The organism is Pseudomonas sp. BN102, from assembly GCF_029871245.1.
Taxonomy (GTDB): domain Bacteria; phylum Pseudomonadota; class Gammaproteobacteria; order Pseudomonadales; family Pseudomonadaceae; genus Metapseudomonas.
Genome location: NZ_SSON01000028.1, coordinates 1 through 24,089, shown reverse-complemented (window position 1 = coordinate 24,089; position 24,089 = coordinate 1). Strand labels below are relative to the sequence as shown.

Annotated in this window: 22 protein-coding genes and 3 pseudogenes; 13 read left to right on the top strand and 12 right to left on the bottom strand. The window is 64.5% G+C overall.

Annotated elements, in window-relative coordinates:
• Nucleotides 1–129 precede the first annotated feature (129 nt).
• Together E8F12_RS03700 and grxD are read left to right on the top strand one after the other, a co-directional pair.
• A complete protein-coding gene (locus E8F12_RS03700; RefSeq protein WP_280323948.1) occupies nt 130–2,238 on the top strand; it encodes a molybdopterin oxidoreductase family protein in 2,109 nt (702 codons plus the stop codon).
• Nucleotides 2,239–2,331: 93 nt separating this feature from the next.
• Entirely contained in the window at nt 2,332–2,658 is a 327-nt protein-coding gene (gene grxD, locus E8F12_RS03695; RefSeq protein ID WP_280287760.1) for a Grx4 family monothiol glutaredoxin, read from the top strand.
• 176 nt (nt 2,659–2,834) lie between these two features.
• Here the strand turns inward: grxD and bfr are convergent, their stop codons facing one another.
• Entirely contained in the window at nt 2,835–3,305 is a 471-nt protein-coding gene (gene bfr, locus E8F12_RS03690; protein WP_280323947.1) for a bacterioferritin, read from the bottom strand.
• A 204-nt stretch (nt 3,306–3,509) separates the two neighbouring features.
• Nucleotides 3,510–3,728, bottom strand: coding sequence for a bacterioferritin-associated ferredoxin (locus E8F12_RS03685; RefSeq protein WP_280287762.1), 219 nt, complete (start codon nt 3,726–3,728; stop codon nt 3,510–3,512).
• A gap of 285 nt (nt 3,729–4,013) precedes the next feature.
• On the opposite strand from E8F12_RS03685, the gene E8F12_RS03680 reads away from it, so the two are divergent.
• Nucleotides 4,014–4,616: a peroxiredoxin C gene (locus E8F12_RS03680; protein ID WP_280323946.1), complete on the top strand. Its 603-nt coding sequence runs from the start codon at nt 4,014–4,016 to the stop codon at nt 4,614–4,616.
• Nucleotides 4,617–4,741: 125 nt separating this feature from the next.
• On the opposite strand, the gene rnt is transcribed toward E8F12_RS03680, so the two are convergent.
• Together rnt and pyrC are read right to left on the bottom strand one after the other, a co-directional pair.
• Complete coding sequence (gene rnt, locus E8F12_RS03675) at nt 4,742–5,416, bottom strand: ribonuclease T (protein WP_280287764.1); 675 nt, start codon at nt 5,414–5,416, stop codon at nt 4,742–4,744.
• Nucleotides 5,413–6,459: a dihydroorotase gene (gene pyrC / locus E8F12_RS03670; RefSeq protein ID WP_280323945.1), complete on the bottom strand. Its 1,047-nt coding sequence runs from the start codon at nt 6,457–6,459 to the stop codon at nt 5,413–5,415. Before pyrC ends, rnt begins: the two co-directional genes overlap by 4 nt.
• A 166-nt stretch (nt 6,460–6,625) precedes the next feature.
• On the opposite strand from pyrC, the gene E8F12_RS03665 reads away from it, so the two are divergent.
• From E8F12_RS03665 to modC, 6 genes are all read left to right on the top strand, one after another.
• Complete coding sequence (locus E8F12_RS03665; protein WP_280323944.1) at nt 6,626–7,597, top strand: OmpA family protein; 972 nt, start codon at nt 6,626–6,628, stop codon at nt 7,595–7,597.
• Nucleotides 7,598–7,727: 130 nt separating this feature from the next.
• A complete protein-coding gene (locus E8F12_RS03660; RefSeq protein WP_280323943.1) occupies nt 7,728–8,945 on the top strand; it encodes an argininosuccinate synthase in 1,218 nt (405 codons plus the stop codon).
• A gap of 92 nt (nt 8,946–9,037) precedes the next feature.
• Entirely contained in the window at nt 9,038–9,430 is a 393-nt protein-coding gene (gene gloA, locus E8F12_RS03655) for a lactoylglutathione lyase (RefSeq protein WP_280323942.1), read from the top strand.
• Between the two features lie 58 nt (nt 9,431–9,488).
• Entirely contained in the window at nt 9,489–10,541 is a 1,053-nt protein-coding gene (locus tag E8F12_RS03650) for a diguanylate cyclase (protein WP_280323940.1), read from the top strand.
• A 68-nt stretch (nt 10,542–10,609) separates the two neighbouring features.
• Nucleotides 10,610–11,296 (top strand): molybdate ABC transporter permease subunit, encoded by a 687-nt coding sequence (gene modB, locus E8F12_RS03645; RefSeq protein ID WP_280323939.1) that lies wholly within the window; start codon nt 10,610–10,612, stop codon nt 11,294–11,296.
• Nucleotides 11,297–11,299: 3 nt separating this feature from the next.
• Complete coding sequence (gene modC / locus E8F12_RS03640) at nt 11,300–12,385, top strand: molybdenum ABC transporter ATP-binding protein (protein WP_280323938.1); 1,086 nt, start codon at nt 11,300–11,302, stop codon at nt 12,383–12,385.
• Between the two features lie 57 nt (nt 12,386–12,442).
• Here the strand turns inward: modC and E8F12_RS03635 are convergent, their stop codons facing one another.
• The 5 genes and pseudogenes from E8F12_RS03635 to E8F12_RS03615 form a co-directional block, all read right to left on the bottom strand.
• Nucleotides 12,443–13,936 carry a sensor domain-containing diguanylate cyclase gene (locus tag E8F12_RS03635; protein WP_280323937.1) on the bottom strand — a complete coding sequence of 498 codons (1,494 nt, stop codon included), beginning with the start codon at nt 13,934–13,936 and terminating at the stop codon, nt 12,443–12,445.
• Between the two features lie 55 nt (nt 13,937–13,991).
• Nucleotides 13,992–14,849, bottom strand: coding sequence for a DUF4824 family protein (locus E8F12_RS03630; RefSeq protein ID WP_280323936.1), 858 nt, complete (start codon nt 14,847–14,849; stop codon nt 13,992–13,994).
• The gene (locus E8F12_RS03625; RefSeq protein WP_280323935.1) at nt 14,846–15,922 is read right to left on the bottom strand and encodes a DUF2157 domain-containing protein; all 1,077 of its coding nucleotides are present in this window, start codon (nt 15,920–15,922) and stop codon (nt 14,846–14,848) included. Before E8F12_RS03625 ends, E8F12_RS03630 begins: the two co-directional genes overlap by 4 nt.
• Before the next feature lie 237 nt (nt 15,923–16,159).
• Nucleotides 16,160–16,264, bottom strand: a pseudogene (locus tag E8F12_RS03620) (ABC transporter permease); the annotation flags it as partial.
• Between the two features lie 112 nt (nt 16,265–16,376).
• A pseudogene (locus tag E8F12_RS03615) lies at nt 16,377–16,601 on the bottom strand (lipid kinase); the annotation flags it as partial.
• Between the two features lie 237 nt (nt 16,602–16,838).
• Between E8F12_RS03615 and E8F12_RS03610 the strand changes: the two are divergent.
• Complete coding sequence (locus tag E8F12_RS03610; protein WP_280323934.1) at nt 16,839–17,351, top strand: hypothetical protein; 513 nt, start codon at nt 16,839–16,841, stop codon at nt 17,349–17,351.
• Here E8F12_RS03610 and E8F12_RS03605 read toward each other — a convergent pair.
• A complete protein-coding gene (locus E8F12_RS03605) occupies nt 17,348–18,250 on the bottom strand; it encodes a LysR family transcriptional regulator (RefSeq protein WP_280323933.1) in 903 nt (300 codons plus the stop codon). The genes E8F12_RS03610 and E8F12_RS03605 overlap by 4 nt on opposite strands.
• Nucleotides 18,251–18,348: 98 nt before the next feature.
• On the opposite strand from E8F12_RS03605, the gene E8F12_RS03600 reads away from it, so the two are divergent.
• From E8F12_RS03600 to E8F12_RS03590, 3 genes and pseudogenes are all read left to right on the top strand, one after another.
• Nucleotides 18,349–20,136 (top strand): alkyl sulfatase dimerization domain-containing protein, encoded by a 1,788-nt coding sequence (locus E8F12_RS03600; protein WP_280323932.1) that lies wholly within the window; start codon nt 18,349–18,351, stop codon nt 20,134–20,136.
• 121 nt (nt 20,137–20,257) lie between these two features.
• Nucleotides 20,258–20,503, top strand: coding sequence for a DUF1145 domain-containing protein (locus E8F12_RS03595; protein ID WP_280323931.1), 246 nt, complete (start codon nt 20,258–20,260; stop codon nt 20,501–20,503).
• A 127-nt stretch (nt 20,504–20,630) separates the two neighbouring features.
• Nucleotides 20,631–20,816, top strand: a pseudogene (locus E8F12_RS03590) (EAL domain-containing protein); the annotation flags it as partial.
• A gap of 36 nt (nt 20,817–20,852) precedes the next feature.
• Here the strand turns inward: E8F12_RS03590 and E8F12_RS03585 are convergent.
• Both E8F12_RS03585 and E8F12_RS03580 read right to left on the bottom strand, forming a co-directional pair.
• The gene (locus tag E8F12_RS03585) at nt 20,853–21,203 is read right to left on the bottom strand and encodes a tryptophan synthase subunit beta (RefSeq protein ID WP_280323930.1); all 351 of its coding nucleotides are present in this window, start codon (nt 21,201–21,203) and stop codon (nt 20,853–20,855) included.
• 87 nt (nt 21,204–21,290) lie between these two features.
• Nucleotides 21,291–24,089 (bottom strand): tandem-95 repeat protein (locus E8F12_RS03580; protein WP_280323929.1); only part of this gene is annotated, 2,799 nt, incomplete at its 5' end.

The following is a 24,089-nucleotide window of genomic DNA, read 5'->3' as shown; positions in this document are numbered from 1 at the left end:
CTCGTATCGGCACGCCTGATGCCTGCCGATTCATGGCGCTGACGCTGCTGGCCGAGTGGCGGTTCTGGCTCCATAGTCTTGCATTCGCGACCCGACCGGTCGTCTCGTACAAGAACATGAGGCCAGGCGATGACCAAGACCCTCCACCACCGTGCGTGCCATCTCTGTGAGGCCATCTGCGGCCTGACCATCGAGACCGAAGACCAGGAAGATGGCAGCCGCCGCATCCTCTCCATCAAGGGCGACGGCCAGGACAGCTTCAGTCGCGGCCACATCTGCCCCAAGGCGGTGGCCCTGCAGGACATCCAGAGCGACCCTGACCGCATTCGCCAGCCCATGCGCCGCGCCGGCAGCGAATGGCTGCCTATCGAGTGGGACGAAGCCTTCGCCCTGGTCGCCGAGCGCCTGGCGGAGATCCAGGCGCGACACGGCAACAACGCGGTGGCCGTGTACCAGGGCAATCCGAGCGTCCACAACTACGGGCTGATGACCCACAGCAACTACTTCCTCGGCCTGCTCAAGACCCGCGGGCGCTTCTCCGCCACGTCGGTGGACCAGTTGCCCCATCACCTGATCAGCCAGCAGATGTACGGCCATGGCCTGCTGATCCCCATTCCTGACATCGACCACACCCAATTCATGCTGATTCTTGGCGGCAACCCGCTGGCCTCCAACGGCAGCATCATGACGGTGCCGGATGTGGAAAAACGCTTGAAGGCGCTGCAGGCACGGGGCGGCAGGCTGGTGGTGGTGGACCCGCGCCGCAGCGAAACCGCGGCCATGGCCGACCAGCATCTGTTCGTGCGTCCCGGACAGGATGCAGCACTACTGTTCGGCCTGCTCAATACCCTGTTCGAGGAAGGGCTGGGGAGCGTCAGCCACCTCCAGGTCGAAGGGTTGGAGCAGGTGCGCGATGCCATCGCCCGTTTCAGCGCCGAGGCCATGAGCCCGCGTTGCGGCATTCCAGCGGAGCAGATTCGCCAGTTGGCGCGGGACTTCGCCGCAGCCGAGAGCGCGGTCTGCTACGGCCGCATGGGAGTTTCCACCCAGGCTTTCGGCAGTCTCTGCCAATGGCTGATCCAGCTGATCAACCTGGTCACCGGCAACCTCGACCGAGTCGGTGGCGTGCTTTGCACCGAGCCCGCGGTGGACCTGGTGGCTGCCACGTCGGGCGGACATTTCAACCGCTGGCAGAGCCGGGTGTCCAGCCTGCCCGAGTATGGCGGCGAACTGCCGGTGGCGGCCCTGGCCGAAGAAATGCTGACACCCGGGGAAGGGCAGGTGCGGGCGTTGGTGACGGTGGCCGGCAACCCCGTCCTGTCCACGCCCAATGGCCGTCAGTTGGAGCAGGCGCTGGACGGCCTGGAGTTCATGCTCAGCATCGACCTCTACATCAACGAGACGACCCGCTACGCCGACCTGATCCTGCCGCCCACCGCGCCGCTGGAGCACGAGCACTACGACACCACCTTCAACGTATTCGCCGTGCGCAACGTCACCCGCTTCAACGAGGCGGTGCTGGCCAAGCCGGTCGGCGCGCTGCATGACTGGGAGATCTTCGTGGGCCTGGCCAAGGCGTTTGCGGCACGCACCGGTATCGAACTGAAACCCACCTTGGCGCCGGAGCAGATGATCGACCTGGGCCTGCGCGCCGGCGCCTATGGCGACCGCTCCGAGCACAAGCTCTCGGTCGCGCGCCTGCGCGAGCATCCCCATGGCGTTGACCTCGGGCCGCTCAAGCCCAACCTGGCCGGCCGTCTCAAGACGTCCAGCGGCAGGGTGGAGGCCGCGCCGGCCATCCTCCTCGCCGACCTCGAGCGCTTCGCCGCGCAAGCGGTGCCGAAGGAGGGCGAGCTGGTGCTGATCGGGCGGCGCCATGTGCGCAGCAACAATTCCTGGATGCACAACTACCACCGGCTAGTGAAGGGCAAGCCACGCCATCAGTTGCTGATGCACCCCCGTGACCTGGAGGCGCGCGGGCTGGTGGACGGGCAGCGGGTGAGGGTTCGCTCGCGAGTGGGGGTGATCGAGGTGGAAGTCGGCGCCAGCGAAGACATGATGCCGGGCGTGGTCAGCCTGCCCCACGGCTGGGGTCATGCACGCCCCGGTGTGCGCATGGGCATCGCCAGTGAACAGCCCGGTGCCAGCGCCAATGACCTGACCGATGAGCGCCAGCTCGACGCGGTTTCCGGTAACGCTGCGCTCAATGGCGTTCCCGTGGAAGTGGTGGCCGCTTGAAGGTAAGGGAAGGCCGAGCGTATCGCTCGGCTTTCCGCTACAATGCGGCCATCCCGCCGACTCGCCAGTCGGAAAGTTCAGCCGAGGTGCGCAATGGATATCATCGAAACCATCAAAGAGCAGATCGCCAACAACACTGTCCTGCTGTACATGAAAGGCTCGCCGAACGCTCCGCAGTGCGGCTTCTCGGCCCGCGCCTCGCAGGTGCTGATGGCCTGCGGCGAGAAATTCGCCTACGTCGACATCCTGCAGAACCCGGAAATCCGCGCCAACCTGCCGAAGTACGCCAACTGGCCGACCTTCCCGCAGCTCTGGGTAGCTGGCGAACTGGTTGGCGGCAGCGACATCATGACCGAGATGTTCGAGAAGGGTGAGCTGCAGACCCTGGTCAAGGATGCCGTGAGCAAGGCCAGCGCCTGATCGATCCTTGAATGAAAGAGCCCCGCCAAGTGCGGGGCTTTTTTATGGCATCTGGTTATTCATATATATCGGTAGTGCTATTAGCTAATTTGAACTGGTCTTACTTGGCAAGTTGTAATTTCCTGCAGCCATAAATGAAAAGCCCCGCATTTGCGGGGCTTTTAGTTTGAGACGGGTTATTCGTCCATCTGCGATTGCAGGTAGTTTTCCAGGCCGACTTTCTCGATCAGGCCCAGCTGGGTTTCCAGCCAGTCGATGTGCTCTTCCTCGGATTCGAGGATATCTTCCAGCAGCTCCCGGCTGCCATAGTCGCCGACGCTTTCGCAGTAGGCGATGGCGGCCTTGAGGTCTGGTACGGCTTGCTGCTCCAGCTTCAGGTCGCTGGACAGCATTTCCTTGGTGTTCTCGCCGATCATCAGCTTGCCAAGGTCCTGCAGGTTGGGGAGGCCTTCGAGGAAGAGGATGCGCTTGATCAGCGTGTCCGCATGCTTCATCTCGTCGATGGACTCGTGGTACTCGTGGTCGCCCAGCTTCTTCAGGCCCCAGTCTTCATACATGCGGGCGTGCAGGAAGTACTGGTTGATCGCAACAAGTTCGTTGCCGAGGATCTTGTTGAGATGCTGAATGACTTTCTTGTCGCCTTTCATATGGAGTCCTGCCATGTGAAGAATGGATGATTAATGAATTTTGATCTCCATAAGTTGTTGTGTCAAATCTAAGTTATTGAATTGCAAGTAAATTTGAATATAAATAAGAATGTTTAACTTCTACATTTGAAGCCTAAACATCTGAAAAATAGGCACAAAAAAACCGGACACTGAGGTCCGGTTCTTTTATGTCGTGCGGGGCGGTCAGGCCACGGCATATGCCGCTGGGTAGGCGAGGGCGGCCTGGCTGCTCTGTACCTCGGCCAGGGTCTCCTTGACGACCTGTTTGGCCAGGCAGGCGCACTTGCCGCACTGGGTGCCCACTTCGAGGGTGTTGCGTACTTCGCGATAGCTGCAGCAGCCTTCATAGATGGCTTCGCGAATTTGACCGTCAGTGACACCTAGACAGAGACAGACGTACATGGCGACTCAAAGCTCGGGGCAGTGATTGGATGGAAGGGATACTAATAGTAATGAGAATGATTGTCAAAGATATGGTTGAAAGGCCCGGACCAGAGGCCTTCCCGCGGTGTCCGATGGTCATTCGCCGGGGCTGACCTGCGAGTCGAAAGCGAAGTGCGCAGTCGTTGGGCCGAGTGTATGATGGTCGGCCCTTGCGGAAGCGGGCGTCATGGCGCCGCCACAATGGCCGGCCATGCTGTGGCCCCGGACTCCAATTGATTTACCCATGACAACAGGAGACATGGAATGAGCGTACTCGTAGGCAAGCAGGCTCCGGACTTCACCGTTGCCGCCGTTCTGGGCAATGGCGAAATCGTCGACAGCTTCACTCTGTCCTCGGCCATCAAAGGCAAATACGGTCTGGTGTTCTTCTACCCGCTGGACTTCACCTTCGTTTGCCCGTCCGAGCTGATCGCCCTGGACCGCCGCATCCCCGAATTCCAGGCCCGCGGCGTGGAAGTGATCGGCGTGTCGATCGACTCCCACTTCACCCACAACGCCTGGCGCAACACCCCGGTAGACAAGGGCGGCATCGGCCCGGTCAAGTACACCCTGGCTGCTGACATGAAGCACGAAATCGCCAAGGCCTACGACGTCGAGTCCGAAGACGGCGTGGCCTACCGTGGCGCCTTCCTGATCGACAAGAACGGCGTTGTGCGCTCCCAGATCGTCAACGACCTGCCGCTGGGCCGCAACATGGACGAGCTGCTGCGCCTGGTTGACGCCCTGCAGTTCACCGAAGAGCACGGCGAAGTGTGCCCGGCCAACTGGAAGAAAGGCGACAAGGGTATGACCGCTTCGCCGGAAGGCGTTGCCCGGTACCTGTCCGAGAACGCTTCTTCTCTGTAAGCGTTACCAGGCAAAGAAAAAGCCCGGCATCTGCCGGGCTTTTTCATGTCTGGGCTCTTCGTGGGAGCGAGCTTGCTCGCGAATGTTCGCCAGCAAGCTGGCTCCTACAGGAGGACGCGATCGAGTCAGTCCTCGTCGTCGATCCAGCCGCCCATTTCCTTCCAGCGGTTGACGATGCCGCAGAACAGTTCGGCGGTCTTTTCGGTGTCGTAGCGCGCCGAATGCGCCTCGCGGCCGTCGAACTCGATGCCGGCGGCCTGGCAGGCCTTGGCCAGCACGGTCTGGCCGTAGGCGAGGCCGGCCAGGGTCGCGGTATCGAAGCTGGAGAAGGGGTGGAAGGGGTTGCGCTTGAGGCCGGTGCGGTTGACCGCGGCATTCAGGAAGCCGAGGTCGAAACTGCTGTTGTGGCCGACCAGGATGGCGCGCTTGCAGCCATTGGCCTTGATCGACTTGCGCAGGCCGCGGAAGATTTCCGTCAGCGCGTGCTCCTCGCTCACCGCCATGCGCAGCGGGTGGTCCAGCTTGATCCCGGTGAACTCCAGCGCGGCCTGTTCGATGTTGGCGCCTTCGAACGGCTCGACCCGGAAGAAGTGGGTGTGGTCCGGATAGAGGAAACCCTGCTCGTCCATGGCGATGGTGGTCGCGGCGATTTCCAGCAGGGCGTCGGTGGCGGCGTTGAAGCCGCCGGTTTCCACGTCCACCACCACCGGCAAGTAGCCACGGAAGCGAGCCGCCATCGGGTGGCGCGGGCCGGACGGCAGGCTGCCTTCCAGTTCGTCGTCGTAGAAGTCTTCGCTCACGCTTGCTCCTCCAGCAGGCGCCAGCGCAGCTTCTCGCCGGCACGCAGCGGTACCACGGTCTGCTCGCCCAGCGGCAGGGTTGCGGGGGCGGTCCATTCCTCGCGCACCAGGGTGATGCGGTCGGTATTGCGCGGCAGGCCGTAGAAGTCCGGGCCGTTGAAGCTGGCGAAGGCTTCCAGTTTGTCCAGCGCGTTGCGCTGCTCGAAGGCCTCGGCGTAGAGCTCGATGGCAGCAAAGGCCGTGTAGCAGCCGGCGCAACCGCAGGCGGCTTCCTTGGCGTGCTTGGCGTGGGGCGCCGAATCGGTGCCGAGGAAGAACTTGGCGCTGCCGTCGGTGGCGGCGTCCAGCAGGGCTTCCTGGTGCGTATTGCGCTTGAGGATCGGCAGGCAATAGAAGTGCGGGCGGATGCCGCCCACCAGCATGTGGTTGCGGTTGTACAGCAGGTGATGGGCGGTGATGGTGGCTGCCACGTTGGCTGGGGCCGACTGCACGAACTGCACGGCGTCGCCGGTGGTGATGTGCTCGAAGACCACCTTCAGGGTCGGGAAGCGCTCGACCACACGGCGCAGGTGTTCGTCGATGAACACCTTCTCGCGATCGAACACGTCGATCTCGCCACGGGTCACTTCACCGTGGACCAACAGCAGCATGCCCACTTCGGCCATGGCTTCCAGGGCCGGGAAGATCTTGTCGATGCTGGTGACGCCGGAATCCGAGTTGGTGGTGGCGCCGGCCGGGTAGAGTTTGGCGGCGTGGACGAAACCGGAAGCCTTGGCCGCGCGGATGTCCTCGGGGCTGGTGCGGTCGGTGAGGTAGAGCACCATCAGCGGCTCGAAGCAGCTGCCAGCCGGGCGCGCGGCCAGGATGCGCTGGCGGTAGGCATCGGCCTCCTCGGCATTGCGAACCGGGGGCACCAGGTTGGGCATGATGATGGCGCGGCCAAAGGTGCGGGCGGCATCGGCGACGGTATGGGCCAGGACGGCGCCATCGCGCAGGTGGATGTGCCAGTCGTCGGGACGCAGCAGGGTCAAACGGTCGGACATGGGGGGCTTCCAGGCGGGCAGAACTGGCCGAACATGCTACCGGAAAAGCCCTCCAGGGGCACGCGGGGCTTGTGCCAGGCGCGGTTCAGGGGCAAATCGAGGCTCAAGTTTTTCCGTGCGGCACCGATACCCAGCAGGAGTACCGTAAAACCCCGTGGAGCCCGCCGTGCGCCAGCGCTACCTCATCCTCCTGAGCTTGTTCGCCAGCTTGCCGGCCATGGCCGTGACCTTTCAGACGCGCCTGGAGAAGGTGGAATGGAAGGTGGAGGGCGACAAGTTCGAGTGCCGCCTGTCGCAACCCATCACCGATTTCGGTTCGGGGGAATTCGTGCGCCGTGCCGGCGAGCAGGCCACCTTCCGCCTGAACGCGCGCGAACGCTGGATGGGGGCCGGCTCCGCGACCCTGCTGGCGGCGGCCGCGCCCTGGCAGCCGGGGCGCGGCGATATCAATCTGGGGGTGGTCAGCGTCGCAGGTGGCGCGGTGCCCTTCAACAGTTCCCAGCAGCAGGCCGGGCGCCTGCTCGCCGGACTGCTGGAGGGCCGCAGCCCGGTGGTGCGCCACCGCACCCAGCAGGGTGGGGATGCCCTGGAGGTGCGCCTGCTGCCGGTGAAGTTCAATCACGCCTACCAGGACTACCTGGCTTGCACGGCCAAGTTGCTGCCGGTGAACTTCGACCAGGTCAAACGCGCGCAGGTCGGCTTCCCGGGTGGCAGCGAGCTGGACGAGAGGGCACGGGCAAGGCTGGAGATCATCCTCGACTTCATCAAGGCCGATCCCAGCGTGAACCACATCGAGATCGACGGTCATTCCGACAACAGCGGCAACCGCCTGACCAACCGCGACCTGTCGCGCCGCCGCGCCCTGGCGGTATTCGATTACTTCAAGGCCCGCGGCTTCCCCGAGTCGCAGATGGTCATGCGTTTCCATGGCGAGCGTTACCCGCTGGTGCCGAACAACAGCCCGGCCAACCGGGCGAAGAATCGCCGCACCACCGTACTGCTGTCGCGGGTGGAGCTGCCCGTTGAGGCGCCGGCAGCCGCTCCCGCGCCGGCCGAGACGCCGGCGGGGACCTCTACCGCCGCTGCAGAGCCGGCCACCCCAGCCGCCAAGCGCGAAGCGGTCAGGCCAGGCTCCTGACCCCCGCCGTTCGTCGCGCGGTCGACAGAATCTGTCGCCTCGTCGTCATAAGCTGTCGCGCCACTGTAATTTGGCCGCCAGGGTCAGTAGAATCACGGGTTTTTCGTACAACCCCCGTGGAGTTGATGGCATGGCGGACGTAAAGAAGGTTGTCCTGGCTTATTCCGGTGGCCTGGACACCTCGGTGATCCTCAAGTGGCTGCAAGATACCTATAACTGCGAAGTGGTGACCTTCACCGCCGACCTCGGCCAGGGCGAGGAGGTCGAGCCGGCCCGCGCCAAGGCCCAGGCCATGGGCGTCAAGGAAATCTACATCGACGACCTGCGCGAAGAGTTCGTCCGCGACTTCGTCTATCCGATGTTCCGCGCCAACACCATCTACGAAGGCGAGTACCTGCTGGGTACCTCCATCGCCCGTCCGCTGATCGCCAAGCGCCTGATCGAGATCGCCAACGAGACCGGCGCCGACGCCATCTCCCATGGCGCCACCGGCAAGGGCAACGACCAGGTGCGTTTCGAGCTGGGCGCCTACGCGCTGATGCCGGGCGTGAAAGTCATCGCCCCCTGGCGCGAGTGGGACCTGCTGTCCCGCGAGAAGCTGATGGACTATGCCGAGAAGCACGGCATTCCGATCGAGCGCCACGGCAAGAAGAAGTCCCCGTACTCCATGGACGCCAACCTGCTGCACATCTCCTATGAGGGCGGCGTGCTGGAAGACACCTGGACCGAGCACGAAGAAGACATGTGGAAGTGGACCACTTCCCCGGAAAAGGCGCCGGATGCCCCGACCTACATCGAGCTGACCTACCGCAATGGCGATATCGTCGCGATCGACGGCAAGGACATGACTCCGGCTCAGGTGCTCACCGAGCTGAACCGCGTCGGCGGCATCAACGGCATCGGCCGCCTCGACATCGTCGAGAACCGCTATGTCGGCATGAAATCCCGCGGCTGCTACGAGACCCCCGGCGGCACCATCATGCTCAGGGCCCACCGCGCCATCGAGTCCATCACCCTGGACCGCGAAGTTGCGCACCTGAAAGACGAGCTGATGCCCAAGTACGCCAGCCTGATCTATACCGGCTACTGGTGGAGCCCGGAGCGTCTGATGCTGCAGCAGATGATCGACGCTTCCCAGGCCAACGTGAACGGCGTTGTGCGCCTGAAGCTGTACAAGGGCAACGTCATCGTGGTCGGCCGCAAGTCCGACGACTCCCTGTTCGACGCCAACATCGCCACCTTCGAGGACGATGCCGGCGCCTACAACCAGGCCGATGCCGCTGGCTTCATCAAGCTCAACGCCTTGCGTATGCGCATCGCCGCCGGCAAGGGCCGCAAGCTGTTCTGATAAGCTTGTCAGTGCGAGCCCACAAACCCCGGCCACGAGCCGGGGTTTGTGTTTAGAGTCCGGGATAACGGGCAACCGATGAGGAACCAACGATGAGACTGCTGCATACCATGCTGCGAGTCGGCGACCTGGACAAATCCATCGCCTTCTATACCGAAGTGCTCGGCATGACCCTGCTTCGCCGCAAGGATTATCCGGACGGCCAGTTCACCCTGGCCTTCGTCGGCTACGGCGACGAAGCCCACAACAGCGTGATCGAGCTGACCTACAACTGGGGTGTGGATAACTACGAGCTGGGCAGCGGCTACGGCCACATCGCCCTGGAAGTGGGCGACGTCTACAAGGCCTGCGAGGACATCCGCGCGCGCGGCGGCAAGATCACCCGCGAGCCGGGCCCGATGAAGCATGGCACGAGCATCCTGGCTTTCGTCGAAGACCCGGATGGCTACAAGATCGAACTGCTTTCGCCATCGCGCAAAGACTGAGCCGATGTGCTGAGATGAATCCGGGGCGGACTTCGTCCCGGCCCGGAGGCGTGGCGCTATGGAAGGTTCCGCTGTCAGCTACGAACGCAATCTCGAATGCCTGGTGAGGGCCATCCAGGAACTGTCCCTGGCCCGCGACCTCGACCGCATCGCCGAGATCGTGCGCAGCGCCGCACGGGAACTGGTGGGGGCCGACGGCGCCACCTTCGTCCTGCGTGACGGCGACCTCTGCTTCTACAAGGACGAAGACGCCATCTCGCCGCTCTGGAAGGGCCTGCGTTTCCCCATGGAAACCTGCATCAGCGGTTGGGCCATGCTCAACCGCGAACCCGCAGTGATCGAAGACATCTACTGCGACCCGCGCATTCCCCACGACGCCTACCGGCCCACCTTCGTTCAGAGCCTGGTCATGGTGCCGATCCGCAGCCTCGCTCCGGTGGGCGCCATCGGCACCTATTGGGCGACCGGGCGCCGCGCCGACGAGCGTGAGGTGGGGCTGCTGCAGGCCCTGGCGGACTCCACCTCGGTAGCCATGGACAGCGTCCAGCTCTACAACGAACTGGAGCAGCGGGTGGCCGCCCGCACCCAGGAACTGGCGGCCGCCAACCGCCTGCTCTACGACGAAGCCTGCGAGCGCGAGCAGGTCGAGCAGGAGATCCAGCGCTTCGCCATGACCGACGAGCTCACCGGCCTCGACAACCGCCTCGGCTTCCTGCACCGGGCCGCCGAGGCACTGGAGGCCGCGCGGCAGCGCAACAGCCCCTGCCTGCTGCTTTACCTGGTGCTGGAGAGCACCAATGGCGGCCAGGGCGAGAGCCTGCCGCTGGCCGCCGCGCGCTTGCTGCGGACGCAATTCCGGCGGGGCGACGTGCTGGCGCGACTGGGCGGAGCCGAGTTCCTGGTGCTGACCAGCGGCCATGAGGATCCGGACGCCCTGGTGCAGCGCCTGCGTGCCAGCCTGGGCGCTCACAACCGCGCGGCGCAGCAGGGCCTGACCCTGCGAATCGGCCTGGCCGAGGCGAACCCCGGCCAGAACCTCGAACAGTTGCTGCTGGAAGCGGACAACGCATTGCGCCGGAGAGGGCAGGGCAGGGCCGGTGACAGCGCCTGATTCTGGCTGGTTGCGGGGCTTCGCTATATAGTTCACCACACAGCGAAACCTGATCATTCGGCCAATCCATGACCTTTCCCCTCGATCGCACCGACCTGGCCGCCATCTGGCTGACCCTGGAGCTGGCGACCCTCACCACCTTGCTCCTCCTGGTGATAGGTACGCCGATCGCCTGGTGGCTGGCGCGCACCTCCTCGCGGCTCAAGGGTCCGGTGGCAGCGGTCGTCGCCTTGCCGCTGGTACTGCCACCCACCGTCATCGGCTTCTACTTGCTGGTGAGCATGGGGCCCCACGGTTTCATCGGCCAGTTCACCCAGGGCCTCGGCCTCGGCACCCTGCCGTTCACCTTTGCCGGCCTGGTGGTGGGCTCGGTGATCTACTCCATGCCCTTCGTGGTGCAGCCACTGCAGAACGCCTTCACCGCCATAGGCGCGCGTCCGCTGGAAGTGGCCGCCACCCTGCGTGCCGGCCCCTGGGACACCTTCTTCTCGGTGGTGCTGCCGCTGGCGCGGCCGGGCTTCGTCACCGCCTCCATCCTCGGCTTCGCCCACACGGTGGGTGAGTTCGGCGTGGTGCTGATGATCGGCGGCAACATCCCGGAGAAGACCCGCGTGGTCTCGGTGCAGATCTTCGACCACGTAGAATCCATGGAATACGCCCAGGCCCACTGGCTGGCCGGCGGCATGCTGTTGTTCTCCTTCCTCATCCTGTTGGCGCTGAACACCAGCCGGCGCCTCAAACCCGGCTGGACCTGAGTCATGCAACAGATTCGCGCGCGTTTCCGCCTGCGCCACCCGAGCTTCACCCTGGAAGCCGACCTCGAATTGCCCGGACGCGGCGTCAGTGCCCTGTTCGGCCATTCGGGTTCCGGCAAGACCAGCCTGTTGCGCTGCATCGCCGGCCTGGAGCGGGCCGCCGAGGGTTACCTGGAAATCAACGGCGAGGTCTGGCAGGACAGCACCCGCGGCCACTTCCTGCCCACCCACAAACGTCCGCTGGGATATGTGTTCCAGGAAGCCAGCCTGTTCGAACATCTCTCGGTGCGGCGCAATCTCGAATTCGGCCTGCGGCGCATCCTGGCTCGAGAGAGGCGCGTGCAGCTGGAACAGGCGGTGGAACTGCTCGGTATCGGTCACCTGCTGGAACGCATGCCGGGCGGACTGTCCGGCGGCGAACGGCAGCGCGTGGGCATCGCCCGCGCCTTGCTGGCCAGTCCGCGCCTGTTGTTGATGGACGAACCCCTGGCGGCCCTGGACCTCAAGCGCAAGGGCGAGATCCTGCCTTACCTGGAGCGCCTGCACGACGAGCTTGATATCCCGGTGCTCTACGTCAGCCATTCGCCGGACGAGGTGGCGCGCCTGGCCGACTACCTGGTGCTGCTGGACGACGGCAAGGTGCTGGCCAGCGGACCCCTGGAGCAGACCCTGGCGCGGCTGGACCTGCCCACGGCCCAGGAGGACGAAGCGGGCGTGGTGATCGAGGGCCGGGTGCAGAGCTTCGATGCCCGCTACCAGCTATTGGCCCTGGCGTTGCCGGGGAGCTCCCTCGGCATGCGGGTGGCCCATTCACCAGTCGCCGAGGGGCGCACCCTGCGCTTCCGGGTATTGGCGCGGGACGTCAGCCTGAGCCTGGAGAAACAGCGCGACAGCAGCATCCTCAACTTGTTGCCGGCGCGGGTGGTGGAAGAAATGCCAGCGGCCAATCCGGCCCACGTGCTGGTCCGCCTCGACGTGGACGGCACAGCCATGCTGGCTCGCATCACGCGTTTTTCCCGCGACCAGTTGGGGCTCTACCCCGGACAGTCGATCTGGGCGCAGATCAAGTCGGTGGCCTTGCTGGCCTGAGAACTGGCATTTGTGGGGGTTTCACGGCCGGCGTCCTGCGTGTCGATGAATCCGCGACTACAGCACGTCGGCATTGCCCGACGGCTCCACGCACACGCAATCGCGGCCGGACTGCTTGGCGCGGTAGAGGCCGCGGTCGGCGCGGCCGATCAGGCTGTCCAGGGAGTCGTCCGGGTGCATCTCGGCCAGGCCGATGCTGGTGGTGACGTGCAGGTTCACGCCCTTGTAGGGATAACGCCGGACAGCCACGTCATTGCGGACCTTCTCCGCCAGATGGTGGGCCGTGGAGTTGCTGGTTTCCTTGAGCAGGATGATGAATTCCTCCCCACCCCAGCGGCAGATGATGTCCGACTGGCGCAAGCCATCGCGCAGGTCTTGGGCGAAGCCTTGCAGCACCAGGTCGCCGGCCTGGTGGCCGTAGGTGTCGTTGAGCTGCTTGAAGTGGTCGAGGTCCAGCAGCAGGGCGGCGAGCGGCCGGCGGTCGCGGCGTGCCTCCTGCAGCGCCTGCCCGGCGAGCAACTCGAAGCCGCGTCGGTTGGGCAGGCCAGTGAGGCTATCGGTGGTGGCCAGGGCGGCGATGCTCGACTGGTAGCGGCGCATCAGGCGGCTCACCAGGACCAATACCACGGCGGTCACCAGCAGGCAGATCAACAGGTTCAGGTAAAGGGTGTTGCGGATACCCGAGAGCAATCCGTTTTCGTGCTTGTCGACGAAGAGGTACCAGTCCAGCTCGGGGATATAGCGCACGTTGAGGAAATGGTCGCGGCCGTCTTCCTGGTACTCGAACTTGCCGGTCTGCGGGCGGGTCAGCCTGGCCTGCAATGCTTCCAGGCCCTTGACCTCGGCCAGCGACTGGCCGGCCCGCGCACCCATGGGCCCGCCGTCCGCGCCCGTCAGGACAATGCGGCCGGCCCTGTCGACGAAGTAGACGCTGCGCTCGTACCGGCGCTGGTACTCGTCTATCAGCTTGATGACCGCGTCCACCGTCAGACCGACGCCGGTGGCACCGAGGAACTTGCCGTCGTAGTCGAACACCTTGTAGTTGATGAAGATCGTCAGTCGATCCTGGTTGGCCAGGTCGATATCGACATTGATCTCGTATGGCTCCTTCAGGTCGCGCACGCGGAAGTACCAGATGTCCCTCGGCTCGTCGCGGCGCACCTGCTTGAGCACGCCCTTGGTCTGGTAGTAGGTGAGGGTGCGGTCGGAGATGAAGAAGCTGGTGAAGGCCCCGTAGTGCTCCTGCACCTCGCGCAGGTAGCGGGTCATCTGGTCGACGTCTTTCTCGCCCTTCAACACCCAGTCGCGGACGAAGGTGTCGCGGCTCATCATCGAGGAGATCAGGATGGGCCGCACCAGGTCCTTCTGGATCTCGGAGTAGACATTGTCCGAGGTCAGCGGCAGTTCTGTGTTGACGATGCTGGCGCGAATGGACTTGAGCGATGCCTGGTAGCTGACCAGCGAGGTGGCCAGGAAGCCGCAGCCAAGCAGCAGTACCAACGTGAGGACCAACAGGCGGTGGCTTTGCTTGGTGTGTTCTCGTAACGGCATCGGGAAACGCGACCTCATGGTGATGGCGCAATGCTAGCGTGCAGCCTGGCCGGCGTCACGGACGGGTCCTTGACGCCAGGCTATCGGCGGCGCTGTTCCGCACTTTATCGACAGGGTCCGGAAACTCCGGCGCTGCGCTGATCCAGGGTTCCAGGCGCCGTCCGAAACTGACCTCCATTTGAAAGCGGGGCGGTCGCTTGCCGTGGGAGTCACGCGCCAACTCTTTGCCCAGGTTTTCGCGCCAGGCATGGGGCACATTGATCTCGGCAATGCGCAGTTGGCCGATCTGCCCGGTCAGGCGCTTGTCCTGTACCCAGGCGTGGAGGTTGCCGGGCACCAGGGCATAGCGGCTGCGATCGGGATAGCGGGCGCGCAGGGCCTCGCGGTCCAGCCCGACATCCACGGCGAACAGACGGCTCCTGTGTCGCTCTTCCTGTTCCAGGTATTCGCGGGCGGCTCGGTCGGCATCCTGAAGCTTCTTGTCACCGGGTTCGGCGGCGAGGGCGGCACGGGCCTTTTCCCGGCGCTGGCGTTCGCGCTCCCGCTCGGCCTTGCGCGCAGGGCCGTCCATTTCCAGCACCACCAGCACTTCGCGGTTGTGTCCCCGGTAGCGGTGCTTGCCCTCAGTGTCGGGCAGCTCGAAGCCCAGGCTGAGCAGCTTGGCTTCATCCAGCATTCGCGACCGGTAGCGCTCGTCGCTGTCCGTGTCGCTCGGCAGGCGCCAGTCCAGGCGCAGGGCCAGGCCGCTGTTCTCATGCTGCGACCAGTCGTAGCTGCGCTGGAGTTCGCGCCCCGACAGCAGCAGGCGGCTGTCCGCCTCGCCGCTGCGGTTGTACCAGACGCCCGCCAGGGCGATGGCATTGGTCAGCCCGATCAGCGCCAGGCCGGCGAGCAAGGCATTGCGGGATTTCATGCGGCCTGTCCTCCCTTGTGTGCCTGAGCCCGCCGCAGGCGGCCGAGCACCAGCAGGATAAGCACGGCGGTGAGGCCGAGGACTAGGAAGAACAGGTACTTGGGCATCACCTCCCACCACCAGTCGAACAGCTTGATGTAGAGGAAGACCACGAAGAACAGCAGGCCCGTGTGCACCACCTCCGGCCAGTCGCGGCGGTTGCCGAGCCAGATGATCAGCGCCGCGCCGGCGAAGCCGAGCAGCTGGTAGAAGCCTTCCACCAGGTCGCTCGGCCAGGGCAGGTAGCTGCCGGCGCTCCAGTTTGCCAGCACCAGTACGGGCACGAAGAGGCCGAGCAGGCCCATCACCCGGTAGAGGGCGGCGAAGCCGCTGTAGCGCGCCTGGGAGACGAGCTGCGGCACCAGGAAGATCAGCAGCCCGGCGGGCAGCAGGTGTTCCGGGCGTTCGGCGCAGTCCAGCCAATAAAGCCCGGTCCAACTCGCCAGCCTGGTGGCGAACAGGGCCAGGATGCAGAGCAGGCCGGCGCCCAACAGCAGTCGCACCTCGCAGGCATAAGCCAGCAGCAGGGCATAGGCGGCCCAAGGCAGCAGGGCGTTGTCGCTGGGGGTGATGTTGAAGATCTGCCCAAGCATCACGACGTTCAGCACGAAGCAGGCGAAGGCCAGTATCGCCACCAGCTTGCTGAAGTAGCCGGACTGATCGCGCTGGCGCAGCAGCAGGGTCAGCAGCAGGCCGCCCAGGGAGAAGCCGGCGAGGATGCCCACCTGGGCGGCTTCGGGGAACAGGCCCCAGAACTGGTAGAAGAAGAACAGCAGGCTGGCGGCCAGCGCCAGGGCGCCCAGCAGGGAGGCGATGCGCATGCCGAGGGAAAGACGGCGCGCCTGGGCGTCCGGGTCGATGTCGTAGGTGCTGTGGTATCCGGCCAGCAGCTGGCGATGGTGCTCGCAGATGCGTTCGTGCTGCTCCGGGGCGAGCAGCAGCGCCTGCTCCTCCTGGAGGCGCTGCACCTCACGGTAGAAAGCCTGGATATCATCGGCGCGATGTTGCGCCTGGTCGCGGCTGAGCGGCGGCATTGCGGGTCCTTGTGCGTGCTGTGCCGTTTGAACTCTAGCGGTTAAGGACCCGAGGAGCGAGCAGGTGGGCAGGTGAACCTGCAGGGGCGATTTCAATCGCCAAGCAGGCCGAAGGCCTGCCCATTGAGTTCCAAAGGGGCAGCTGCGTCGCCCTTGGCGAATGAATTCGCCCCTACCGATGGGTCTGCCCCGAGAGCCCCCTCAGGCCTCCTCCATCACCACCACCCGCTGGCCGGCGCGCGCCGCCGAGCCGGTGAAGTAGGCGAACAGCAGCAGGGCGAACGGCAGCAGGATCAGGATCAGGCGGCCGGCGCGGTCCGGTTGGCGGTTGATCAGGCGCATGGCGGTTACTCGGTTCGGAGGGGCGGCGTAGGTTGGTCCGAGGCACGAGGCCCAACATTGCGGTGTTGGGCTTCGCTGCGCTCTGCGCCAACCTACGGTCGGGTGCCGGTGCTCAGAGCTTTCCTTCGGCGGCCATCCGCACGTAGGTGGGATCGAAGCGCAGCTTCACGTTGCCCTTGTCACCGGTGACCACGTCCTTGGCGCCTTCGCCCAGCAGCCCGTGGCGGATGCTGAAGCTGCCGACCTTGTCCATGGTCTCCGGCAGCTTGGGACTGGTGACGAAGGCCAGGGCATCGGCAGGGGTGTGGAACAGGCGGGTGGCAGACAGCTGCGCCCGGTCGTCGGCCCGACGTCTCTGGTACGGGCTTTTCGGCAATCGGCAGGTGAGGCAGGAAGGAGTGGGTTGCCAGTTCGTGGGGCGTCCAGCGTCAACTTGGTACGCTGCAACAACTGGAAAAGGATTTTTCCGACAGGCAACGCGCGTTGATAGGTAGGACCCGTTGTCCAACGCAGTGGGAGCAATCCCAGTCGCGGACATTTGTCCGCGCCGTCCCAGCGGTCGAAGGAGGCCGCCATGTCCTACCGATCATTCTTCCTCGCAGTGCTTAGCCTGGCCCTCGGTGGCTGTGCCGTTTACGACTACGACAACGACTACTACGGTCGCCGCTACTACGATGACGACGACTATCGGGTGTACAACCACTACAACCGGCCGGACGCCACTTACTACATCGTCGACCATCGCCGCCACGATGGCTTCCGTCACGACAAGTTCCGCAATGACAATTTCCGCCATGACCGGCGTTTCGATGGGCGGCGGAACGACTTCCGGATGCACAAGCACCGTTTCGACCGGCGCTTCGATGACCGTAAGTTCCACCATGATCGGCGCTTCCACGACCAGCGCTACGAAAACTACCAGGAACGCCGCCACGACTACACGCCGCGCCTGCGGACCTGGGGCCGGAACGACGTCCAGCCCAACAACCGGCAACATTACCGGGTGCAGCCCGGCTATGAAGCTCGCCCGCATTACAACCCACGCCACAACAACCGCAGCGATTGGTCGATGGGTAACCGCCGCTAGACGGCAGGGAATTCCCGGTCTTCCTCCAGCAACAGATCCCGCATCGCCCGCGCAGCCGGAGACAGGCTGCGCGTGGCACGGCTGACCACGCCGTAGGCGGATGAGGTCCGGGTGTTGCGCAAGGGATCGAGCACAGCCAGGCGGCCGCTGGCGACGTCTTCGGCCACCACGTCCCAGGGCGCCATGCTGATCACGTCGCTCTCGGCCACCACCGCTTTGAGCACCATGAAGTTGTCGCACTCGATGCCCAGCGGCTTCGCGCTGCCGCTGAGCTCGCCTATGGCCCTGGCCACTTCGACGGGTAGCTGGGTGCCGGCCAGCGCGTAGTCGGCCAGGTCGGCGAGTGCCAGTGGGCCGCGTTCCAGCAGCGGGTGGCCGGGCCGGCAGAACAGGGTGCCGGCGTGGCGGCGCAGCGGAATGATGTCGAGCTGGGGATCGCCCTCGAACTCGCGGACGTCGGCGACGAACAGCTCGATGGCGTCGTCCAGCAGGCGTTGGCGCAGGCTGTGCCAGTTCTCGATGCTGAGCTGCACCTGCACCCCCGGATGGCTACTGGCGAAGCGCCCCAGGGCGCGGGGGACCAGCCGCGCGGCGGGGTAGGGCCCGGCGCCCAGGCGGAGCTCGCCGCTGTCGAGGTTGTCCAGCTGGGTCACCGCGCTGCGCAAGGCTCGGCCGCCATCCAGCAGGCGCCTTGCATGTTCCAGCACCAACCGGCCATGGGCGGTCAGGCTGATCTGTCGCGGGCCACGGTCGAGCAGGGAGCAGCCCAGGCTGGCTTCCAGGGCCTGGATGCTGCGGCTGAGCGCTGGCTGGCTGAGGTTGACCGCCTCCGCCGCGCGGGCGAAGTGACCGTATTCGGCGAGGGCGACGAAGTGGCGGAGCTGGCGTAAGTCATTCATGCGTGATCTGCATCGTTATCGGGAAAAGAATGCATTGGAATTATTAACAGGCCCCTGCCAGCCTGTCTGCGCCCATAACAACAATCCCCGAGCGAACCATGCGCATCACTACCCGTTTCAGCGGCCTGCTGCTGGCCGCCACACTGCCCCTGGGCGCCGACGCCGCCCTGCCGGAAGAGGCAATCGAGCCCAGCATCAATGCCGAACTGGCCGAGCACACCAGGCACTTCAGCGAGAAGGTCTACAAGATCGCCGACAACGTCTATTCGGCGGTAGGCTGGAACCTCGCCAACAGTGTGATGATCGAGGCGCCGGAAGGGCTGATCATCGTCGACACCGGCGAGTCGGCGGACCAGTCGCGCAAGGTGCTGGCGGAGTTCCGCAAGATCAGCGACAAGCCGATCAAGGCCATCGTCTATACCCACTTCCACCCCGACCACATCAACGGCGTGAAGGGCTTCATCAGCGAAGAGCAGGTGAAGCAGGGCGACGTGCAGATCTACGCCCAGGACACCCTGCTGGAGAACGTGGTGACCCAGGGCGCCCTGGTCGGTCCCATCCTCGGCATGCGCTCGGGCTACAGTTTCGGCGCCGCCCTGCCGGACAGCGACAAGAAGGACATGAATGCCGGCCTCGGCCCGCTGGCCCATGAGGCCTCGTCCACCTTCATCGCGCCCACCATCACCTTCAAGGACAGGCTCGACACCACCATCGCCGGGCTGCCGGTGCAGTTCCTCCATGTGCCCAGCGAGGCGCCGGACGAGATCGTGCTGTTCCTGCCGGACAACAAGGTGCTGATCAGCGCCGAGGTGACCCAGGGCCCGACCTTGCCGAACATCCACACCCTGCGCGGCACCAAGTTCCGCGACCCGGTGGTCTGGGTGAACAGCCTCGACAAGCTGCGTGCCTTCAAGGCCGACTACATGGTGCCGCTGCACGGCCAGCCGGTGTCCGGCAAGGACAAGGTGGAGGAGGTGCTGCGCATGACCCGCGACGCCATCGCCTACGTCCACGACCAGACCGTGCGGTGGATGAACAAGGGCCTGACCCCGGACGAACTGGTGGAAAAGGTCAAGCTGCCGGCCTACCTGGCGGGCTACACGCCCTACCTGCGCGAGTACTACGGCACGGTGAAGCACAGCGTGCGGCAGATCTACCAGGGCTACCTGGGCTGGTTCCAGGGCGACCCGGTGGACCTCGATCCGACGCCGCCGGTGGATAAGGCCAAGCGCCTGGTGGCCATGATGGGCGGCCGCGACAAGGTGCTGATGGCCGCCGGCGACGCCTACCTCAAGGGCGACTACCAGTGGGCTGCCGAGCTGGCCAGCTATGCCATCCGCATCGACCACGGGGACACGCTGGCGCGCGAGATCAAGGCGCGCAGCTTCCGCCGCCTGGGTTACGCCAGCATGAACATCAACTGGCGCAACTGGTACCTGATGAGCGCCATGGAGCTGGAGGGCAAGCTCGATGGCGACGCCGCCCTGCAACTGTCCCAGGGCATGCGCAACGCCTTCCTTTCCCCGGACATGTTGAAGAACCTGCCAGCACGCATCTTCCTGCAGAACTGGGTGACCCGCATCGATCCGGAAAAGAGTGCCGACGTCAACCTGACCCTGGGCTTCGTCTTCCCCGATATCGATGAACAATGGGCCCTGGAAGTGCGTCGCGGCGTGGCCCAGCTGCACAAGGGCATACCCGAGGGCACCGCGCTCAAGCTGACCTTCGACAAGACCTACCTCGACACCGTCATCAGCGGCGAGAACGGTCTGCTGAAGGGTGCCCTGCTGGGCGACGTGAAGGTGGATGGCAACCTGCTGGACATCAAGACCTTCCTCGCCTGCTTCGACTTCGACGAGGCGCCCATCGCCCTGACCCTGCGGTGATCCGCGCACCGGCTGCCTTCCAAACGAGCGCCTGAGGCTGCTTTCCAGCCAAAAGTGCGGAAGGCAGCCGCGGGTAGGGGCGGCACACTGCGGGGCTCATCCCTCGACTGGAGACCCCCCGATGCATGTCCTCTCGTTTGCCAAGGGCGCCTTGGCGATGTTCTGGCTGGTGGCCCTGCTCAATCTCACCTACCCCTTCGGCGAACCCCTGCACCGTGGCCTGCTCTGGGCTTCGGCGGCGATGTTGCTGGTCCATGTGGGTGAAGCGGCGCTGTTCAACGGCAGATTGAAGACACGGCCGTTCCCCTGGCTGGAGCGGTTCCAGGTCCTGCTGTTCGGCTTCCTCCACCTGCGCGGTCTGCGCTGAGTCCATTGGTGGGCTGAAGCGGAGCGCCGCCCGGCCCACCTTACGCCGAGCCAACCCGTAGGTTGGGCTGAACTCGGCGAAGCCCAACGATCCGTGGCCCAGGTCGAACACCGACCTTGGGCCGCGCTTCGCTGAAGCCATGCAGCGTGCGGCCCGCAGCATCGACCTGCCGCTGATCGCCGAGCGTGTGGAAACCGAAGGTGAACTGGGCGTGCTGCGGGAGATGGGCATCCAGGGCGTGCAGGGGCAGTTGGTCGGTGCGCCAGGGCCCCAGGGATTTGCCCGGCAGGCCTGCGGCCTAAATAGCGAATGAATTCGCCCCCACAAGAAAAATGCGGTTGAGTGAGATTCAGATCAACCCGGAGCCTGCTTCGTCCTCTTCCTCGACTATCAGCCGCGAGATACCGCCCAGGGCCTCGCGCGCCTGGTTCCGGCTGAGCAGCTTGGACTGCGCCGCCGGCGGCAGGTCAGTGATGCGGATGACGCCCTTGGTCATCAGCACCGTGATCAGGTCGTCGAGCACGCGGATCATGTCCAGGTCGCTCTGCTTGAGCTGCAGCAGGCTGCTCTGCATCGCCAGGTTGGCGTACCAGGCCTGGATCTCCTGGTCGTCGGCGGGCAGGGTTCCGGTCATTTCATCGAACCCGGCCGCTTCGACGCGAACCAGTCTTCCTTCTTCGTCGCGCTGGATGTAGAGCATGGGGAGCCTCCCTTCAGGACTGTCGCGAGCATGAGGGCAGACGACCCCTGTCCGCAATCACCGGAGCGATTGCGGACAGGGTAATCATCAGCTGTGGTCGACCTTGATGGTCGGGTCAGCGCCGGCGATCAGCGAATTGATGGAGGACCCGCTGAGCTGCGCGGCCGCCCCTTCCAGGGTGATGCTCAGGTCGGCGTGGCTGGCGGCGCTGCCACCATCGTTCAGATGGCCGTCCTTGCTCACCAGGAGGGTGGCGTTGCCGGTGCCCGAGTCGACGATCAGCTTGAGGAAGTTGTCGATGGTGCTGGTGGTTTCCCCCTGCAGCAGGTCGCTCAGGTTCAGGCGATCGTCCTGGCTGGTATTGAAGTCCTTCACGACATCCTGGTCCGGGCTGCCCGCCGAGCCGGCATCGCCGGCCTTCCAGACGAAGCTGTCGGCGCCGCTGCCGCCGGTCAGGGTATCGCTGCCCTTGCCGCCGGTGAGGATGTCATCACCGACACCTCCGAGCAGGTTGTTGGCACCGTTACCGCCGCCCAGGGCAGAATCGTTGGACCCTGACTGGATGGTGTCGTCCGAGTCGAAGGTGATCTGCAGCGACTGGGTGGTGGTGGTGTCGCCGTCCCCGTCGGTTGCCTTGACGCCGAGGCTGATCCGCTGGTCGTACGCTTCGGTTTGCCCGGTGATGGAACTGATGAGCAGCTTGTAGGAGGTACTGGCGCCGGCACCGAAGCGGATCGTGCTGAACTCGTATTCGCCGCTGTTGAGCTTACTGTCATCGATGGTGAAGGAGGTGGTGCCGCCCGACACGCCGTTCACCGTGCCGCTGCCGACGGCATTGCCGGCGATGTCGAAGGCGGTCCAGGTGAGATTCTCGCCGGTGCCGAGCTTGTCGGTGGTCACCGAGATGGCGGTCAGGTCGGTGGCCTGGTTGGTGCTCTTGTCGATGAAGGTGAAGGAGAGCAGGTCTCCAGTATCGATCGATTGGCTGGAGCCGACACCGAAGCTGTTGTTGCTGGTGTTCACCGTGTCGGCTACACCGTTGCTGGTTGCCGTGGCCTGGAGGGAAAAGCGGCTTCCGGTGCCCAGATCATAGGAGCCGGAGTTGCCGCCGGAGAGGTCGAAGCTGGTGAAGGTCGAAGAGGGCGAGTCCAGGCTGACGAAGTTGGTGATCTGATACTGGCCACTGGCCGGATCGGCAGTGATCTTGAACACTTCTGTGCCGTCCGCGCTGACCGCGGTCAAGGAGTTGGCTCCCGCCACGTAGTGCAGCTTGCTGCCCTGGTAGGTGATGTAACTTGACGAGCTGCTCACGCTTCCGTCTTTGTTCAAGGTCGTACTCAGGATATTGCCGCTGGCGTCGACGGAAACACCTGTCGTCGTGCTGAACTGCACGGAAGCGCCGTTGATGTCGGCACCTGTCGACAGGTTGAGATCGCCTATGGCCGTCGCTCCCGAACTGTCGAGCAGGATGGCTTGCATCGGGGTTGCAAGGAGCGGGGCGTCGTCTTCGATCCTCACTTGCAGGGCCGAGCTGATGGAAGTCAGGCCATCGCTTGCCGTCACTCCCACCGAGAAGTTGAGCACATCCTCCGCATTCGCCTGCAAATGATCCACCTGACCGAGCAGGGTCACCAGGTAGGCCCCCGTACTGGTGATGCTGACGGTCATGATTGGATTGCTGCCGGCACTTGCGCTCAGCATTGAAGTGCCACTGCCCGACCAGGTGAGGGGGATTCCATTCGACGTCAGATTGGTCGTCGGCGCCGTAAGGGTCACTGAAAGGCTCTGGCTGTCGACATCGCTGATTGCGAAGGTGCCGCTGGCGACCAGTGCGTTGCTGACATCAGTTGGCGAACCGGTGGTGTCCGGCAAACCATTGACCAGACCTTCCTCCGAGACGTTGGCGGTCAGATTCACGGCAGCGAACACCGGACCGTCATTGGTCCCCGTGACCGTGATGGTGATGGTTGCCGGAGCGCTGGTTGCGCCATCGTTGTCGGTCGCGGTGTAGGTGAAGTTCAAGGTGCGGCTTTCACCCGCGGCAAGATGGTCGAAGTCGCTGCCCGGGTTGAACGTGTAGGAGCCGTTGCCGTTGAAGGTCAGCGTGCCATTGCCAGCACCGGGGCCGCTGACCAGCGCGTAACTGCTGATGGTGCCGTCGGTGTCGCTGGCAGCGGGGACTGCACTCTGCAGTACGGTGTTTTCCTCGGTGCTGGCATTGCTGTCCATGGCGACCGGTGCATCGTTGGCCGAAACCACGGTGATGGTGCCAGTTGCCGGGCTGCTGTCTTCCAGGCCTTGGTTATCCACCGAGGCGTACTGGAAGGTCGTAGTGCCATTCCAGTTGGCGTTGGGGACGAAGGTGATGCTGGCGCCGTTGGCGGAGGCTGGTACTTCGGAGCCTATGGCCAGCGCCACGCCATTCAGCAGCAGGGTGCCATTGGCCGGCAGGGATTTGATGATGAAGTGATCGACCGTGCCATCGAGGTCCGAGCCGCTGAGGGCGACCGGAGTGCCGGCGGAATCTTCGTTGCCGGAGCCCGAAGTTGCAGCGGTTTCCGGGGCATCGTTAACCGAAGCCACGGTGATGGTGCCGGTGGCCGGGCTGCTATCTTCCAGGCCCTGGTTATCCACCGAGGCGTATTGAAAGGTCGTAGTGCCGTTCCAGTTGGCATTGGGCACGAAGGTGATGGCCGCGCCATTGCCGCTGGCCGGCACGCTATCGCCGATGGCCAGCGCCACACCATTCAGCAGCAGGGTGCCGTTGGCTGGCAGGGACTTGATGACGAAGTTGGCGACGCTGCCGTCGACATCGCTGCCGGCGAGGGCGACCGGAATGCCGGCGGAGTCTTCATTGCCGGAACCGGAAGCCGCAGCGGTTTCCGG